Genomic DNA, 16,982 nt, shown 5'->3' with positions numbered 1-16,982 from the left:
CGATGTACGTGCTGAAGCTGATCGCGCGCAACGCGCTGCGGCACCGGCTGCGCACGCTCTTGACCGTGCTCGGGCTCACGATCGCGGTGCTCGCGTTCGGGCTGCTGCACACCGTCGTCGACGCGTGGTACGCGGGCGCGGCGGCGGCGTCCAGCGGGCGGCTCGTCACGCGCAACGCGATCTCGCTGGTGTTTCCGCTGCCGGTCAGCTACGAGAACCGCATTCGCGGCGTCGACGGCGTGACGGCCGTGGTCCGCTCGAACTGGTTCGGCGGCATCTATCGCGACCCGAAGAACTTCTTCGCGAGCTTCGCGGTGTCGGAGAACTATCTCGACCTGTACCCGGAATTCATCCTGCCGGCGCAGCAGCGCGCCGACTACGACCGCGACCGCCGCGGCTGCCTCGTCGGCCGCCAGCTCGCGACGCAGTTCGGCTTCAAGGTCGGCGACGTGATTCCGCTGAAGGGCACGATCTATCCGGGCACGTGGGATTTCGTCGTGCGCGGCATTCTCGACGGCCGCGACGATTCGACGATCACGCGCCAGCTGGTGTTCCACTGGGATTACCTGAACGAGACGGTGCGCAAGCGCACGCCGAAGCAGGCCGACCAGGTCGGCGTGTTCGTGCTCGGCGTCGCGAACCCCGACGACGGCGCGTCGATCGCGCGCAACGTCGACGCGGTGTTCAAGAACTCGCTCGCCGAGACGTTGACCGAGACCGAGCAGGCGTTTCAGCTCGGCTTCGTCGCGATGTCGAACCAGATCATCGCGGCGATCCGCCTGGTGTCGTACGTGGTGATCCTGATCATCATGGCCGTGATGGCCAACGCGATGGCGATGAGCGCCCGCGAGCGCACGGCCGAATACGCGACGCTGAAGGCGCTCGGCTTCGGCCCCGGGTTCCTCGCGTTGATCGTGTTCGGCGAATCGGTCGTGATCGCGGTGGCCGGCGGCGGGCTCGGCATCCTCGCGACGCCGCCCGCCGCGAGCCTGTTCAAGCAGGCGGCCGGCGGCATCTTCCCGGTGTTCAAGGTGTCGACCGAGACGATCGTGCTGCAGGCCGCGTGCTCGGTCGCGGTCGGCCTCGCGGCCGCGCTCGTGCCGGCGTGGCAGGCCGCGCGCGTGCGCGTCGTCGAAGGCCTGCGGGCAATCGGCTAGAGGCGCGCATGGCGATCCCGCTCACCTACATCGCGCGCAACCTGTGGACCCGGCGCCTCACCACCGCGCTCACCGCAGGCGGGATGGCGCTCGTGATCTTCGTGTTCGCGACGGTGCAGATGCTCGATGCGGGGCTCACGAAAACGCTCGTGTCGACCGGCGAACCGGACAACGCGGTGGTGATCCGCAAGGGCGCCGAGACCGAGATCCAGAGTTCGATCGACCATCAGCAGGCCAACGCGCTCGAGATGCATCCGGCCGTCGCGCTCGGCCCCGACGGCCGGCCGCTCGTGTCGAAGGAAGCCGTGGTGCTGATCTCGCTCGTGAAGACGTCGACCGGCAAGCCGTCGAACGTCGTGATCCGCGGCGTATCGCCGGCCGGCCTCGCGCTGCGTCCGCACGTGAAGCTCGTGGCCGGCCGCCCGTTCGCGCCCGGCTCGTCGGAGATCGTCGTCGGCAGCGCGATCGCGAAAGGCTTCAGCGGCACGCAGCTCGGCGACCGCCTGCATTTCGCGCAGCGCGACTGGACCATCGTCGGCATCTTCGATGCGGGCGGCAGCGGCTTCGATTCGGAGATCTGGGGCGACGTCGACCAGCTGATGCAGTCGTTCCGGCGCACCAGCTATTCGTCGATGGTGCTGCGCATCCCGAGCGCGGACGGCTTCGCGCGCTTCAAGGCCGACATCGACGTCGACCCGCGGCTGACCGACGAGGCGAAGCGCGAGCAGACCTTCTACGGCGACCAGTCGAAGGCGCTGTCGACCTTCATCAACATCCTCGGCATCACGCTGTCGACGATCTTCTCGATCGCCGCGATGATCGGCGCGATGATCACGATGTATGCGTCGGTCGCGAACCGCGTGGCCGAGATCGGCACGCTGCGCGCGCTCGGCTTCAAGCGCACCAGCGTGCTCGCCGCGTTCCTGCTGGAGGCGCTGCTGCTCGGCTTCGTCGGCGGCGTCGCGGGGCTCGCGTGCGCGTCGCTGATGCAGTTCGCGTCGTTCTCGACGACCAACTTCCAGACCTTCTCGGATCTGTCGTTCCGCTTCGTGCTGACGCCCGCGATCGTCGTGAAGACGCTCGTGTTCTCGCTCGTGATGGGGCTCGTCGGCGGGTTCCTGCCGGCGATGCGCGCCGCGCGCTTGAAGATCGTCGACGCGCTGCGCGCGCAGTGACGCGCGCCGCCGCTCACGCTCGACGTTCGCGCGGCACCCACGCGCCGTGGAACCCGGCCGGCACGCGACGCGGCAGGTGCACGGTCGCGACCGGCCCCGCGTCGATCGCGCGCGCATCGAGGATCACGACGTCGCTCGTATCCGTCGCCGCGCGGTAGACCATCACCAGCAGCCAGCCGTCGTCCTCGTCGGCGCCGCCCGGGCGCGGCACGAACACCGGCTCGCCGTTCTGGTCGCCGGCCGGCACCGCGTAGTGCGTCGTCGTGCCGCGCGCGTGGTCGAAGCGCATCACGCCGCGCATTTCCGCGTTGTTCGGCTGCTCGACCGCGTACAGATAGCGGTAGCCGCGCCCGGTGCGGCTTTCGTTGATGCGCGGCAGCTCGATGCCGCCGTCGGCGAGCGGCCCTTCGTCGATCAGCCCGTTCGCGGTATCGATCACGTAGCGCCACAGCTCGCCGACCGGGTTGTCGGCGAAGCGGCCCGTGCGCGCGTCGAGCCGCAGGAACGATGGATAGCGCACCGCGTCGAGCACGAGGCACGACGCGTCGCAGTCGTACGCGTTCACGACGTGCTGGATGAAGCACGGCTCGACGCCGAACCAGCGCACGTCGCCGCCGTGGCGCGGCAGCACGCCGATGCGCGCGGGCCGGTCGTCGTGCCAGCGCAGCGGCATCCGGTGGCCGTGCTGCAGCAGCGAGAAGTCGTAGCCGACGTTCAGGTCGAGCAGCAGGCTGCGGGTTTCGGTGATCGCGAGGTCGTGCATCATCGCCGGCGCGCCCAGCTCGATCTCGACGTCGACGCGCGTCACCCCCGTCGCGTCGATCACGCCGTAGCGCAGCCAGGGTGCGCGCCAGTCCGCACGGAACAGGATCAGCTCGCCGGTCACCGGGTCGACCTTCGGATGCGCGGTCATCCCGCCGTCGATGCCCGCGTGCCGCGTCGGCGCGCCGAACGAATCGAGCGCGGCAGTGATCGCGAGCGGCGCGCCGCCCTCGGCCAGCGCGAGCAGTTCGCCCGCATGCTGCAGCACGTTCACGTTCGGATTGGTGTCGGGCAGCTGCGGCGCCTGCCCGGGCGCGTGGACGGCCGCCCAGCGCCGCGTGCGCGCCCAGCGGTTCCGGTAGCCGGCCGCGCGGCCGTCGTCGAACGCGATCGCATGCAGCATCGCGGCCTCCGGCCACCACGACAGCATGTCGTTGCCGTCGAAGCGGCCGCCCGGCGGGTTCGGACCGTTGCGCAGCAACGTGCCGTCGAGTTCGCGCGGAATGGCGCCCGTCACGCGCAGCTCGACGACGTCCACTTCGTCGGCGACCGGCGCGAGCGCGCCGCGGTTCAGGTCGAATACGGTCATCGCGTCGGCGCTCCGTCAGCAGTCTTCGGCGGCGGGCGGCAGATCGCCGCGCGCCAGCGCGAGCGCATGGTCGCGCACGTCGTCCGGCCAACCGGCGATCAGCTCGGCCAGCCGCGCCGCATCGTTCGCATACAGCGCCCGCGCGGCTTCCTCGAAACCGGGCAGGTCGCCCGCCATCGCCGACATGAAGTGATACGCGCGCGCCTGCGCGTCGCGCTGCCGGTCGGCCGCCGCGTGCGTGCGCCGCGCGTCCTCGACGAGCTTGCGCAGCGCGACCGACGCGCCGCCCGGCTGTGCGCCGAGCCATTCCCAATGACGCGGCAGCAGCGTGACCTCGCGCGACACGACGCCGAGCTTCGGCCGGCCGCGGCCGCGCTGTTCGGCAGCGCCAGCGCCTGCCGGTTCGCCAGCGCCGCTGGACGCGTCGGCCGCCGGTGCCGCATAGCGCGCGCGGATGTCGTCCGCCGTGCCGCGCAGGTCGAGGTCGATCGAGCGGCCCGTCGCGTCGTCGAAGATCAGGATCGTGCCGGGCATCGCGTCGCCGGCCGCCTGCCGGACGGCAAGCGCGACCGTCGCGAGCGGACCCGACGCGAGCCGCCGGTGGCCGTCGAAGGCCGTGTACGAAGGAAGGAGTGTGGGAGAGGTCATCGTGGTCGTCCGCAGGCTGGAATCGGAATGACGCTATTTTTATCCGGGTATTAATTGGATGTCAATATTATCCGGGTAAAAACATGGGGAGCCGATTCCGCCTTGGGGGGCGACCGAAGTAGCGGATCACACCACCCGCGCCGACACCACGATGTCGCGCGCGCTGGCCAGTGCGTCGTCGAGCGACACATGTCCTTCGAACGCCGACGACGCTGGCGGCGGCAGGTTTTCCTCGATCGCGTGCGCGAACTGCACGCCGGCATCGTCGGCGAGCCGCGCGCGCAGCGCGGCGACGCGCGGGAACGCATCAGGCTCGAACACCGCGTGATAGTCGGCCCAGCGCGCGATCCCGGTGAAGTACGCATCGGCCAGCGTGCGCCGCGCGCCCAGCAGCCACGGGCCTTCGCCGCGCTCGAGCAGCGCTTCGAGCTGACGGTGCGCCTTCAGCACCTTGCCGCGACCGTACGCCTGCAGCGCCGCTTTCTCGGCGCCTTCGGTGTCGTGTTCGTACACGTACCAGAGCGCGCCGAACGCGTTGAAGAACGTCGTGTTCAGCCACGCCAGCATCCGGTTCAGCCGGTCGAACGCCGCGCTGCCTTGGCGAAACGCGAGGCCGCTGTCGAGCGCCTGCGCGCCGATATGGCCGAGGATCGCGATGCTTTCGGTCAGCACGTCGCCGTTCGCGGTGACGAACGCCGGCGTTTCGGCGACCGGGTTCAGCGCGAGGAACGCGTCGCTCGTCACGGCGCCCGGCATCGTGATGCGCGACAGCCGGTACGGGCGGCCGGTCCATTCGAGCGCGACGATGGAGCCGAACGAGCAGCCGGCGGGAATACCGTAGAGAAGGATCGGAGACATCGGGACATTCCGTGAAAGTTGAACGAGCCGTCATGCTCCCATGACGAACGATGACGCAGTAGCCGCTAAAATCGAAACCCTTCGTTTCTTCATGTGGACGCTGGAAGTGAATCTGAACGATCTCTACCTGTTCGTGCAGGCGGTGGATGCCGGCAGCATGTCGGCGGCCGCGCGCCGGCTCGACCTGCCGAAATCGACGGTCAGCAAGCGCGTGGCCGAGCTCGAGCGCACGCTCGGTGCGCGGCTCGTGCATCGCACGTCGCGCAGCTTCCGGCTCACGCCGGTCGGCGCCGAATTCTTCGAGCATGCGCGCGCGGCCGTGATCGAGGCCGACAGCGCGCGCGACGCGGTGCTGCGGCAGGCCGCCGAGCCGGCCGGCGTCGTGCGGATCACGAGCTCGGTGCCGGTCGCGCAGCACATCCTCGCGCCGTGCCTGCCGGCACTGGCGATCGCGCACCCGAAGCTGCTGCTGCAGATTCATGCGAGCGACCGACTCGTCGACATCGCGCAGGAAGGCTTCGACATCGCGGTGCGCAGCCATTTCGCGCCGCTGCCCGATTCCGCGCTCGTGCAACGGCCGCTCGCGGCGTCCCCGATCGTCGTCGTGGCCGCGCCGGCCTATCTCGCGCGGGCCGGCACGCCCGACACGCCGGCCGATCTCGCGCAGCACGACGGGCTCCACCCGGGCCCGCAGCCGTGGCGGCTGCAGCGCGGCGGCGACGCCGTCGACGTGACGCCGCGCCTGCGGCTGCAGGCCGATGAATCGACGCTGCTGCTGCAGGCGGCGACGGCCGGCCTCGGCCTCGCGTGCCTGCCCGACTGGATCGCCGGCGCCGCGCTCGCGTCCGGTACGCTCGTGCGCGTGCTGCCCGGCTGGTGCGCCGGCACCGTCACGACGACGCTGCTGATGCCGCACCGGCGCGGCCAGCTGCCCGGCGTGCGCGCCGCCGTCGAGTTTCTCGCACAGCACGTGGCGCGCCACCACGGCAGCGGCCCGGACGACGCGCGCGCGTGACCGCATGCGTCCATTCGATCGATTCAAATGCTGAATCGATCAAGTCAGCAATTGGCATGAAAGCGCAAATTTCGACATGACAGAATGGCCCGGACGCCCCGCCTGCCTCGGCGTCCGGTGCCCGGTCTCCCGCCGGCGGCATCGATACACACAACGCGCGCACCGACGCGTGTGCCGCACGACGGCACCTTCCGCCCTTCGGAGGAGACGAGTCATGAATCCGCTTCACGCGCTGCCGGCGTCCGCGTCGGCAACGGCCCGGCGCACCCGCGTGCGCTGGCTCGTGCTGGCCGTCCTGTTCGCGGTCACGACGATCAACTACGCGGATCGTGCGGCCATCGCGATCGCGGGCCCGGCGCTGGCCCGCTCGATGCACCTGACGCATGTGCAGATGGGTTTCATCTTCTCCGCGTTCGGCTGGTCGTACGTGGTCGCGCAACTGCCGGGCGGCTGGCTGCTCGACCGCTTCGGATCGCGCATCGTCTACGCATTCAGCATCTTCTTCTGGTCGCTGTTCACGCTGCTGCAGGGCGGGATCGGCTTCTTCGGCGGTGCGGCCGCGTTCGCGCTGCTGTTCGGGCTGCGCTTCCTGGTCGGCGCGGCCGAGGCGCCGTCGTTCCCGGCCAACAGCCGGATCGTGTCGACCTGGTTCCCCGCGCCCGAGCGCGGCACCGCGTCGGCGATCTTCAACGCCGCGCAGTACGCGGCGACCGTCGTGTTCGCGCCGCTGATGGGCTGGCTCGTGCACGCGTTCGGCTGGCAGTCGGTGTTCGCGGTGATGGGCGTGCTCGGCTTCGCGCTCGTGCTGGTGTGGAACCGCACGATGTACGACCCGAAGGATCATCCGGGCATCAATCGCGCGGAACTCGACTACCTGACCGAAGGCGGCGCGCTCGTGAACATCGACCAGGCGATCGGCGGACGCGACGGCGGCCCGTCGCTGCATCACGTGAAGGCGCTGCTGAGAAACCGGATGCTGGTCGGCGTGTACGTCGCGCAGTACTGCATCAACGCCCTCACCTACTTCTTCATCACGTGGTTTCCCGTCTATCTGGTGCAGGCGCGCGGGATGTCGATCCTCAACGCGGGGCTCGTCGCGTCGATCCCGGCCGTGTGCGGGTTCCTCGGCGGGATTCTGGGCGGCGTCGTGTCCGATGCACTGCTCAGGCAGGGCCGGTCGCTGTCGATCGCGCGCAAGGTGCCGATCGTGATCGGCATGCTGCTGTCGATGTCGATGATCGTCTGCAACTACACCGATTCGCACGTGCTCGTCGTGGTGTTCATGGCGCTGTCGTTCTTCGGCAAGGGGCTCGGCGCGCTCGGCTGGGCCGTCAACGCCGACACCGCGCCGCGCCAGATCGCCGGCCTGAGCGGCGCGCTGCTCAACACCTGCGGCAACCTTTCCAGCATCACGACGCCGATCGCGATCGGCTATATCGTCGACCGCAGCGGCTCGTTCAACGGCGCGCTCGTCTATGTCGTCGCGCACGCGCTCGTCGCCGTGATCTGCTACCTGTTCGTCGTCGGCGAGATCCGCCGCGTCGAGCTTCAATGAACGGCGCGGGCCGCGCCGGCGCGTCCGGCGGCCCGCACGCCACCGGAACCAGGAGCGAACCGATGTCCGAACCGAGCCGTGCCGGCACCCCGCGCGTCACGCGCATGCAGGTGATTCCCGTCGCCGGCCGCGACAGCATGCTGCTCAACCTGTGCGGCGCGCATGCGCCGTACTTCACGCGCAACCTCGTGATCCTCGACGACAGCAGCGGGCACACGGGCGTCGGTGAAGTACCGGGCGGCGAAGGCATCCGCCACGCGCTCGAACGCATGACGGATCTCGTCGTCGGCCAGTCGATCGGGCGCTACCAGGCGACGCTCAACGCGGTGCGCGCGGCGCTGTCCGGCGCAGGCGCCGGTGCCGGCCGCACGATCCGCCACGAAGTGACGTCGGCCGGCGAGGCGGCAGTGCTGCGCCAGCCGCACGAGATCAACCTGCGGCTCGACAACGTGATCACCGCGATCGAAGCCGCATTGCTCGACCTGCTCGGCCAGCACCTCGACGTGCCGGTCGCGGCACTGCTCGGCGAAGGTCAGCAGCGCGACGCGGTGCCGATGCTCGCGTATTTGTTCTACATCGGCGACCGGCGCCGCACCGATCTGCCGTATCGCGACGAGGCGCAGGCGCCGGACCCGTGGTTCCGGCTGCGCAACGAGGCGGCGCTCACGCCGGCCGCGATCGCGCGGCAGGCCGAAGCCGCGGTCGAGCGCTACGGTTTCGCCGATTTCAAGCTGAAGGGCGGCGTGATGGCCGGCGCCGACGAGATGGAAGCGATCGCGGCGATCAAGGCGCGCTTTCCCGACGCGCGCACGACGCTCGACCCGAACGGCGCGTGGTCGCTCGACGAGGCCGTCGCGCTGTGCCGCGGGCAAGGCCACCTGCTCGCGTACGCGGAAGATCCGTGCGGGCCGGAAGGCGGCTATTCGGGCCGCGAGGTGATGGCCGAATTCCGCCGCGCGACGGGGATCCCGACCGCGACCAACATGATCGCGACCGACTGGCGACAGATGGATCACGCGGTGCGGCTGCAGGCGGTCGACATCCCGCTCGCCGATCCGCATTTCTGGACGATGCAGGGCTCGGTGCGGCTCGCGCAGCTGTGCCGCGACTGGGGACTCACGTGGGGTTCGCACTCGAACAACCACTTCGACGTGTCGCTCGCGATGTTCACGCATGCGGCGGCGGCCGCGCCCGGCAAGATCACCGCGATCGATACGCACTGGATCTGGCAGGAAGGCGATGCGCGGCTCACGCGCGAATCGCTCGCGATCGTCGGCGGCAAGGTGGCCGTGCCCGAACGGCCGGGGCTCGGCATCGAACTGGACATCGCGCAGGTCGAGGCCGCGCATGCGCTGTACAACGCGGTGGGTGGTACGGCGCGCGATGATGCGGTCGCGATGCGGTATCTGGTGCCGGGGTGGACGTATGACCCGAAGCGGCCGAGTTTGGGGCGGGTCTAGGGCGGGGTGGCGAGACGGTCGAGCAACAGGCCGCGGTTGCCACGGTAAAACAAAAGGCCCGATCTCGCGATCGGGCCTTTCGAATTCCGTTGGTGGAGCGGAGGAGGATCGAACTCCCGACCTTCGCATTGCGAACGTAAAAACACATCCCATATTTCAAGGCATCACGACGTATTTTCGCTTTTATGGCACAATTTTGGCACACTCGCTTCAGATTGATCATTTCTGATGGCTACCATCACCAAACGAGGCCCCTACCAATGGCGCGCGCAAGTACGGCGACATGGTTATCCGGCGCAGAGCAAGACATTTAACACCAAGGTAGAAGCAGAAGCCTGGGCCAATATGATCGAATCGGAGATGTCGCGCGGCGTTTGGATCAGTCGCAGCGAAGCCGAGGCGACTACGCTATTCGAGGCATTGAAACGATACGAGAAAGAAGTCTCGTCAATGAAAAAAGGGACAGCTCAGGAACTGTCCGTCCTTAAGGCCTGCACGCTTGTAGACTTGGCGAAGCGGCCGCTGGCAGCCATCCGTAGTGCAGACCTGGCAAAGCTTCGCGATGAGTGGTTGAAAGACTACAAGCCCGCGACCGTGCTCCGCCGGTTGGCGGTTTTGTCCCATGTTTTCAACATCGCTCGTAAAGAATGGGGCATGGAAAACCTATCCAACCCCGTGGAATTGGTGCGCAAGCCACAACCAAACAACGCACGAACCCGGCGGATCACCGATGCTGAACCGATTGTCGACGCACTGGCTCAGGGCGAGTCCGACCGCCGAGCGCGGCAAGGTGAACTCGAATGCTTGGTCGCCGCCAGCGAGTCTACTTTTCTTCCATCTATCGTCTGGCTGGCAGTCGAGACCGCGATGCGGCGAGGGGAAATTGTGAACCTGCGGTGGGAGCACGTAGACCTCAAACGTCGCGTAGCGCACCTGCCAGTCACGAAAAATGGTAGCGCCCGCGATGTACCGCTATCACCCCGGGCGGTGGCGGTACTTCAAGCACTGAAAGACGCACGAGACGGCACGGGCAGCAAGACCACAGGCGCCACCGATGACGCTGACGTCGGCCGTGTCTTCGAGATTCGCGGGGATGCAGTAACCAGGGCGTTTGAGCGCGCAGTAGTACGCGCACGAACAAATTACCTCGACGCATGCAGGGAAGCTGGTCAACGGCCGGATCGCACATTTCTGACTGACCTACGGTTTCATGATCTGCGTCATGAAGCAACATCGCGCTTGGCGTCGATCTTTCCGATGCACGAGTTAACTAAGATCACCGGCCACAAAGATCCGCGCATGTTGATGCGCTACTACCATCCGCGTGCGGAGGATCTTGCCAAGAGACTGATCTAATGCCACTTAGTTGGCGACACCGCAAACGGGCACGGTAGATGCCACGTCGTCGCTAGTGTGAACGGCGCACTATGACGCATCGCATCTGCGCAGATCATCTGGCGAAATTTGACGAAAACCTACTTTTCCTTTAAAATCAATAGTTTATGCGACATCGCACGGGATTCCGAAAACACATGCGATGTGCGGAGTGCGTCGCATCTGGGCGTATATCCGCCCCATTTCGGTCCCTCAAAATCGACGCGGCACGAGGCCCCCGCCCCTGACGCTCAATCGATCCCCTTAAGTGAAACAAGTGCTACCATACGGCGAGAACCGCGGTGGGCAAACATGAAAAATAGGTGCAGATTCTGCGCAGTAAGCGAAGACCAACGGTCCTTCGGTGCCGCTGATACGAAGCTGGCCAGCGATGGACACTACTTTGCCATCCCTTCAATCGGATCACTGGTCGAAGGGTGGACGCTTATCGTCCCTAACGAGCACTGCGTGTCGCTCCGAGCCCACTATGGAAACAGCGATTTCGGTGCATTTGTCGCAGACGTAGCTGGCAAGGTGCGCGATATCTACGGATCCGTGATTGCGTTCGAGCATGGTGCAAACCATGAAGGGTCAGCCACGGGCTGTGGTACTGACCATGCTCATCTGCACATCGTACCGTTTGATGGCATCGATGTTCGGGATTTGGATTCGTCTGGCGTCATGTTCCATCCGATGGACACCGCTGACATTGCCCAAGTCGTCGGCAGTAGCGAATACTTGGCATTCTTCCCGGACATCGTCGCAAAGCCAACATATGCGCTGGTTGCCATTCTGGATACTTCAATCTCCCAGTTTTTCCGACGCCTGATCGGCCACAAGCTTGGACTAAGCGCCGAGGAAATCGACTATCGCAAAAGTCCGCGGCTCGATGTAGCTTCGGCCACCGTGGCAGCCTTGACGCCAGCATTCGAGACCGCCACCGAAAATGAGTGATGACGTCTTGAGGAGACAGACGGGGTCCGAAGACGGCGCCACTGAATCAAATGGCGGCACCGGTGAGCCTGTGCGTGGCAGTGCGGCTGAAGATGCCGCAAGCGACTCTCCCGACCCGGATACGGATCCGAAACCCAAAGACGATGCGTCGTCCGGAGCCAAACCGCGCTCGTCCGGGCCAGACAGCGGAGATCCCACGGATGGGCGACAGAAATTCCAGTGGCAAACACGATATACCGGTGGTACTGCCTGGCGACAGATAAGCATTGAGGCGATCTACACGGTCGCAGTTGCCCTGCTCTCGCTGATTCTCATTTTTGTGGTTTGGCGAGGCATTATCCCAAAATGGCTCGACTTAACCGCCGCGGAAGCGAAGGCTTTTCGCGTCTACGGCTTCTATACAGCGGCTGGATTGCTTGGCGGCACCGTATTTTGTTTGAAATATCTCTATAGAGTTGTGGCAAGAGGATACTGGCACGAAGACCGACGGCTCTGGCGATTCATCTCACCTTTAATAGCCGCAAGCGTTGCATTCGCGATCGGCGCATTAATACAGAGCAAGCTCATTTCTTTTGCAGTGTCGAGTCGGGCGCCCGGAATTGTCGGAACAGGCTTTCTTGTAGGATACTTTGGCGATCAAGCAGTTGCTAAACTGCATGAAATCGCAAACGTACTTTTCGGAACGTCCACTCGGTCCTCATAGTCGTGCCTATTCAACCACAGCATCCGATAACAATCGTAGACGAAAGCGATACTCGAATTATTTCAGCATCGCTAATTACAAAGGAGCTCGTGGGAGAAAAAGCCTACGGCCTGAGCTGCATCCCGAGCGCCTGGACTCTTCCATTTGTCGTAGCCTCATCCAAACTATACGAAGGGTATTCCCGAGCAACGCCCAGCGCAAAAGTAGAACTTATTTCGCGCTGGGCATCTCGGGTGGCTGATGCATTAAGCGGCATTGGAATATCTGGCGATACCGCTGTCTGGGTTCGGTCATCTGGCGTCACCGAAACAATCGCGCAACGTGGGCGATTTCATTCCGAGCAAACCACTGTCACCGACCTCGCTCGCGCGCTTGAAATATGTCTCCGACAGATCTCGTCGTCTCTAAGCTCGTCATCTGAGCAAGTTTGCTTAATCGTTCAGCGTGCTGTTGTCCCCATTTCTGCAAAGGGCCACTTATCCGACGAGCGGCAATATGCCCAAGAGGCCCGAGATTGGCTCGGCGAAATCGAAACACCCGCACAGGATCCATATTTTCAGATCAATTTGCGGCAATGGCGTCGCCGCCAGAACGAAGCAGCATTCTCCCTTCCCTTGGGCTGCACGCTACGCGTATCAATCTCGCGCGCACTCGAGCCTGCCGCATGGTGGGCATACAAGCTCGATACGCGAGCTCATTTTGAGTGGGTTTGGGACGGCAAAGCTGTTTATTTAGTCCAGGTCGACGAGGCTATTACGCGGGACGGCTTCGACCCAACAGCGCAAACTAAAGCACTGCAACGCCAGAAAGGTACTACACCGGCACTAAGATGCTTGAAAGAGATTTCCGAAGAGCATGCAAGAAAATTTCATAAGATAAACAACGTCGAGATCTACAAGAAACTCGGCTTGCCTTCGTGCCCGATATTTGTCCTTGACGACGTCGATATTCTCTCCGAGATAATTTCAGGAGAAATTCGCGATGATCTCCGGAGTGACATAGAGAAACTTTGCGAATACTCCCTCGTCATTCGTACGGACATAGAAACCGACGCGCAAGCAAAGCGCCAACTTCTGCCACGCACGTGCGAAGTTCGCGATAGCCAAGCCGCCCTCAAATTCTTGAAAGAAACCCTAGAGAATTTTAAGCAAGCAAATATTACTGAACCGGTTGCATTCATCTTTCACAACTTCATCCCTGCGGTTAGCTCTGCATTCGCCTATGCGGCGCCGGGAGCGAGGAAGGTACATATCGAATGCTTGTGGGGTCTTCCAGAAGGACTCTATTACAACAGTCACGACAAAATAATTGTTGACACAAAAAAAGGGCCGATAACCTCCGACTCGACGCTTGATCCCCAAAAATTCTCCATCCAGTACAAGGAACGTTACAAGGGATTTTGCGTTGCCCCTGATCACGACGGCCAATGGGTTCGCATGGCTCTTGCAGAGCCGTACGATTGGCGGAGAGCTATTAGCAAAGACGAATGGATACGCGAAATAGCGCTCCAATCTCGACGCATTGCAGAAATGTCCGCCGAACCACTAAGCATCATGTGGTTCGTTGGCGTGCCCTCGAGATTTTCATCAAAACCAACATTCCCTTGGTACCATGAACCGTATTTGGTTCAGGAGCAGCAGAGAAACGCATCCAGACGACGCAAGGCGGCTTGGGACAAAACTTTAGTCATTGAAAGTGCCGCCGACGTAGAGCGCTTAAAGGCAGAAGCGACGCAGGAACATTCTCAAGTTAAGCAAATTCGGCTGCAGCCAGCCGATAATGATCTACTTCGAAATAAGCATCTACTTGAAACGGTTGGGGAGCTCGCGAAGCAAATTGATGCCGTCGTCTATTTGGAGGGCGGCACATTATCCCATGCCTATTACCAACTCCTCCAAACCAAGGCGCAAATCGACATCGCCCAACCATTCGATCAATTAGACGAAACGCAGGAATTTCACAAACTGGTGCGCGATGGTGTACCGCGTAAAATAACCTCCGGCGGTGAGGCAGCAAAAATTGTTCGCCTTTCCGGCGATGATTTCTTGCACGCTCTCCGAGAGAAGCTTGTTGAAGAAGCGATCGAGGCGCTTGACGCACGCGGTCACGACAAATTACTTGAGGAACTCGCTGATGTCGAGGAGGTTATAGATGGAATTCTGCGTCAGCTAAAGATTAGCCGCACCGAACTAAATCGATTAAAGAAACAAAAACATGCTCAGTCTGGGGGGTTCGAGGAAGGTGTCGTTCTCGTCGCGACGGCAAACCCATCTCGAATCGGACAACCCACTGAATCCGGAAATCTTTTCGAAGATAACTCGACTGCGATCGCCGCACCCTCGCTTGAGACAGTAGATCGACGTGGTGCAGTTACGCGCCGATGGGAAGACAAGCGAGAGCACTCGTCCAAGACTGAACGTGTTTTAAGAGTCTCCGTCGGTCTCACACAAGACAATTGGACAACTGATTCAAGAGAAATCTCCGTTGGCGAGCGCGGCGACTCAGCAATTCGAGCACGTATTACTGGTCGGAGAGAGGGATCATCAATGACCTTGGAAGTGTCACTCTACACACTTCCCCGACAGCTCGATCTTTTCCAATTAGAAGATGAAACGCCGTCATCGCCTCGTCAATAACAGTTCATACTTTTTTACCGAGTGGGCGGTGCGCATCAGAATACGCTTAACGTCGAATTCATGCTGCATCGCTTTCTTCCTAACCAAATCGCTATCGTCGTAAGTTATTAAAACATCATGCGACGTTCGATGTAGTCGTCCAAACAGTTTTGCGTGATCGATATGATTAAATCTGTATAGTGGCTTTACCCCATACTCAGAAAGTTTCGTGTATGGCGGATCAACAAAGAGCTTTACCGGTCGTCGCCGACGATTTAAGAGAGCCAAATACTCAAGGGCATCCCCCTCAATCACCTTAAAGCTTTCCGCATATCCATTGAGTCGCCCAATGCGATCAATCAGAGTTTGAGGATACCATCGGGAAGCCAGCCCCTTATTACGTTCACCCGCTCGAAGTATCCCCGCTCCATCCGCAAGAATGCCTCCTCGCCTAGCTCGATTCTTTACAATCGTCTGGAAAGCGAGTCCAACATCCGTTCTGAATTTTTTGTCGAGCAATTCTTCCACATTCTCTTCCGTGAAGCGAAAGGCTCGGATTCGAGAGCACAATTTTCTGGCGTCACTGGAAAAAACTGTGCGCCAGACTGCACAAATTGCCGGATCGACCTCGACTAGAGTCGCGCGATGCACGTACCCCTCCAATACAGCGAGCAAAGACGCGTAGGCTCCTCCGGCAAAAAGCTCAACCAGCTCTGCTTGACCATCCTTGGCCAGCCACTCACGAAGTTCAGGAGCCAGCCAGGACTTTCCTCCCGGGTACCGCAATGGACTATAGTGTTTGATTAGGTCTGGCACGTGATCTTAGGCGCGTCTTGGACGGCGAATTTTAGCGTATGTGAATCCCCATCTGACCAATTCGGGCTACCGGCGGAGCAGTTCCCGCGTCCTCGGGAAACGTCAGACAAGGCTCAGCATCACGTCAGATGCTCGTCGCCGCGGCAGCGTGCGTCCGGGCCGGGCCGGGCCGGGCCGGGCCGGGCCACCAGACTACTGAATTGAATCCTTGGTCGCAGCAATCAAGTCCGACAACGTGCACCGTGAGTGGACTTGGCGAACCGATCGGCACGAACCGTGGTCAGCCAACCGCTGCAGGTCGACCTCGATCACCAACCGTCCTCGGCCATCCGTACTAGCGCCTGAGCTACCGTTTCGCCAGGACGCCGGCCGAACAGTTCGCGAGCATTAGCTCTCGTGATGAACAGGGGAATGACATCGAGAGGGCCAATCTCTTCTACGAACGTTGGTCCAAGAGCGTCAGATCGATCGGCGAGGACGTTGCGATTTGCTAGCCCCTCCCGGGCACTCAAAGCATCGTCCGCGAGCACATGACTTGGGATGGCTTCGCCGCCACTCGGCTTGGGGCTGAGATTGACGTGTGATTGCTTCTCGTTGCTGTCTGCGATCATAGCCGTCCCCATTTGTCCTGGTCGGAAGTTTTGCAGCCAGTTGCCGACCCGAAATCCACCTCACCATGCAAATTATCAGGGGTTACGCCATCCAACATGCGGACCAGCTCTGGCTCCGCGCCCCGCTGGTCAAAGTCGCTTTGCAGAGTCATCCAGACGCGTGCAGAACTGAATCCAGCGCGCTCGAGGTGCATCGCCAGATCGGGGCTGATGCTGGCGCGGCCGTCGAGCACACGCGAAAGCATCGTGCACGACACATTGAGCCGTTTGGCCGCGCCGGCTACATCGAGGCCGAACCGACGGCGAACTTCCTCAAGCAGCAATTCGCCGGGGTGCGGATGATTTTTCATGACCATACCTTGTTCGCCCCCTCCCCCGAAATGACGTCGTAGCGCTTCGGCGGTTCTGCATACTGCTGCAACGCTTGGCGTACGGCCGTCATTGCCTCTCTGAAATCCGAGCGCGTCGCCCGGCCCGTTTCGGCCTGGTAGAAGACGACCACGAATAAGTTCGCAACGGCCTCAGCCATTTGAGATAGATCCTTAGCAGCGTGCCGATCTATGAATTCTAGGGCCGCGAGTCGCATTGCCGTGTGATGGATAACTTCCCGAGCTTCGGTATCATGCATGGTTGCCATACTTCACCTCTCAAGCAGGTGTTGTTGTGGAAGTGCCGGCCGGTTGCCGCCGG

At 62.6% G+C, this 16,982-nt stretch carries 16 protein-coding genes; 9 read left to right on the top strand and 7 right to left on the bottom strand.

The genetic code is table 11. The annotated features are described in order from the left end of the window. Nucleotides 1–2 precede the first annotated feature (2 nt). Both DTA15_RS10800 and DTA15_RS10795 read left to right on the top strand, forming a co-directional pair. Nucleotides 3–1,157, top strand: a complete 1,155-nt coding sequence (locus tag DTA15_RS10800; RefSeq protein ID WP_006484503.1) for an ABC transporter permease — start codon at nucleotides 3–5, stop codon at nucleotides 1,155–1,157. A gap of 8 nt (nucleotides 1,158–1,165) precedes the next feature. Next, complete coding sequence (locus DTA15_RS10795) at nucleotides 1,166–2,332, top strand: ABC transporter permease (protein WP_006484505.1); 1,167 nt, start codon at nucleotides 1,166–1,168, stop codon at nucleotides 2,330–2,332. Between the two features lie 13 nt (nucleotides 2,333–2,345). Here DTA15_RS10795 and DTA15_RS10790 read toward each other — a convergent pair whose 3' ends face one another. From DTA15_RS10790 to DTA15_RS10780, 3 genes are all read right to left on the bottom strand, one after another. Next, nucleotides 2,346–3,683: a carotenoid oxygenase family protein gene (locus DTA15_RS10790; RefSeq protein ID WP_006484504.1), complete on the bottom strand. Its 1,338-nt coding sequence runs from the start codon at nucleotides 3,681–3,683 to the stop codon at nucleotides 2,346–2,348. A 15-nt stretch (nucleotides 3,684–3,698) separates the two neighbouring features. Further along, entirely contained in the window at nucleotides 3,699–4,331 is a 633-nt protein-coding gene (locus DTA15_RS10785) for a DUF2239 family protein (protein ID WP_006493604.1), read from the bottom strand. A gap of 126 nt (nucleotides 4,332–4,457) precedes the next feature. Beyond that, a complete protein-coding gene (locus tag DTA15_RS10780) occupies nucleotides 4,458–5,189 on the bottom strand; it encodes a glutathione S-transferase family protein (protein ID WP_006486215.1) in 732 nt (243 codons plus the stop codon). A gap of 40 nt (nucleotides 5,190–5,229) precedes the next feature. On the opposite strand from DTA15_RS10780, the gene DTA15_RS10775 reads away from it, so the two are divergent. The 7 genes from DTA15_RS10775 to DTA15_RS10745 all read left to right on the top strand — a co-directional run bounded on the left by DTA15_RS10775 (nucleotide 5,230) and on the right by DTA15_RS10745 (nucleotide 14,886). Further along, nucleotides 5,230–6,204, top strand: a complete 975-nt coding sequence (locus DTA15_RS10775; protein WP_020979462.1) for a LysR family transcriptional regulator — start codon at nucleotides 5,230–5,232, stop codon at nucleotides 6,202–6,204. Nucleotides 6,205–6,418: 214 nt separating this feature from the next. Further along, complete coding sequence (locus DTA15_RS10765; RefSeq protein WP_006483349.1) at nucleotides 6,419–7,759, top strand: MFS transporter; 1,341 nt, start codon at nucleotides 6,419–6,421, stop codon at nucleotides 7,757–7,759. 62 nt (nucleotides 7,760–7,821) lie between these two features. After that, nucleotides 7,822–9,219 (top strand): enolase C-terminal domain-like protein, encoded by a 1,398-nt coding sequence (locus DTA15_RS10760; protein WP_012492286.1) that lies wholly within the window; start codon nucleotides 7,822–7,824, stop codon nucleotides 9,217–9,219. Between the two features lie 228 nt (nucleotides 9,220–9,447). Beyond that, nucleotides 9,448–10,575 carry a site-specific integrase gene (locus DTA15_RS10755; protein WP_006483353.1) on the top strand — a complete coding sequence of 376 codons (1,128 nt, stop codon included), beginning with the start codon at nucleotides 9,448–9,450 and terminating at the stop codon, nucleotides 10,573–10,575. A 486-nt stretch (nucleotides 10,576–11,061) separates the two neighbouring features. Next, nucleotides 11,062–11,547: a hypothetical protein gene (locus DTA15_RS38245; RefSeq protein WP_006483354.1), complete on the top strand. Its 486-nt coding sequence runs from the start codon at nucleotides 11,062–11,064 to the stop codon at nucleotides 11,545–11,547. Beyond that, complete coding sequence (locus tag DTA15_RS38240) at nucleotides 11,540–12,250, top strand: hypothetical protein (RefSeq protein WP_127837590.1); 711 nt, start codon at nucleotides 11,540–11,542, stop codon at nucleotides 12,248–12,250. Before DTA15_RS38245 ends, DTA15_RS38240 begins: the two co-directional genes overlap by 8 nt. Nucleotides 12,251–12,339: 89 nt before the next feature. Further along, nucleotides 12,340–14,886 carry a nucleoside triphosphate pyrophosphohydrolase gene (locus tag DTA15_RS10745; protein WP_006483341.1) on the top strand — a complete coding sequence of 849 codons (2,547 nt, stop codon included), beginning with the start codon at nucleotides 12,340–12,342 and terminating at the stop codon, nucleotides 14,884–14,886. Here DTA15_RS10745 and DTA15_RS38235 read toward each other — a convergent pair. From DTA15_RS38235 to DTA15_RS10730, 4 genes are all read right to left on the bottom strand, one after another. Further along, a complete protein-coding gene (locus DTA15_RS38235; protein WP_012492282.1) occupies nucleotides 14,869–15,681 on the bottom strand; it encodes a DNA adenine methylase in 813 nt (270 codons plus the stop codon). The two genes, DTA15_RS10745 and DTA15_RS38235, sit on opposite strands and share 18 nt — an antisense overlap. Before the next feature lie 308 nt (nucleotides 15,682–15,989). Beyond that, nucleotides 15,990–16,292, bottom strand: coding sequence for a hypothetical protein (locus DTA15_RS10740; RefSeq protein WP_012492281.1), 303 nt, complete (start codon nucleotides 16,290–16,292; stop codon nucleotides 15,990–15,992). Then, complete coding sequence (locus DTA15_RS10735) at nucleotides 16,289–16,642, bottom strand: HigA family addiction module antitoxin (RefSeq protein ID WP_227743242.1); 354 nt, start codon at nucleotides 16,640–16,642, stop codon at nucleotides 16,289–16,291. Before DTA15_RS10735 ends, DTA15_RS10740 begins: the two co-directional genes overlap by 4 nt. Next, a complete protein-coding gene (locus DTA15_RS10730) occupies nucleotides 16,639–16,920 on the bottom strand; it encodes a type I toxin-antitoxin system ptaRNA1 family toxin (RefSeq protein WP_227743251.1) in 282 nt (93 codons plus the stop codon). Before DTA15_RS10730 ends, DTA15_RS10735 begins: the two co-directional genes overlap by 4 nt. Between the last annotated feature and the right edge of the window lie 62 nt (nucleotides 16,921–16,982).

Origin of the sequence: Burkholderia cenocepacia (genome assembly GCF_900446215.1) — a bacterium.
Taxonomy (GTDB): Bacteria; Pseudomonadota; Gammaproteobacteria; order Burkholderiales; family Burkholderiaceae; genus Burkholderia; species Burkholderia cenocepacia.
This window is presented reverse-complemented; position numbering and strand designations above follow the sequence as displayed.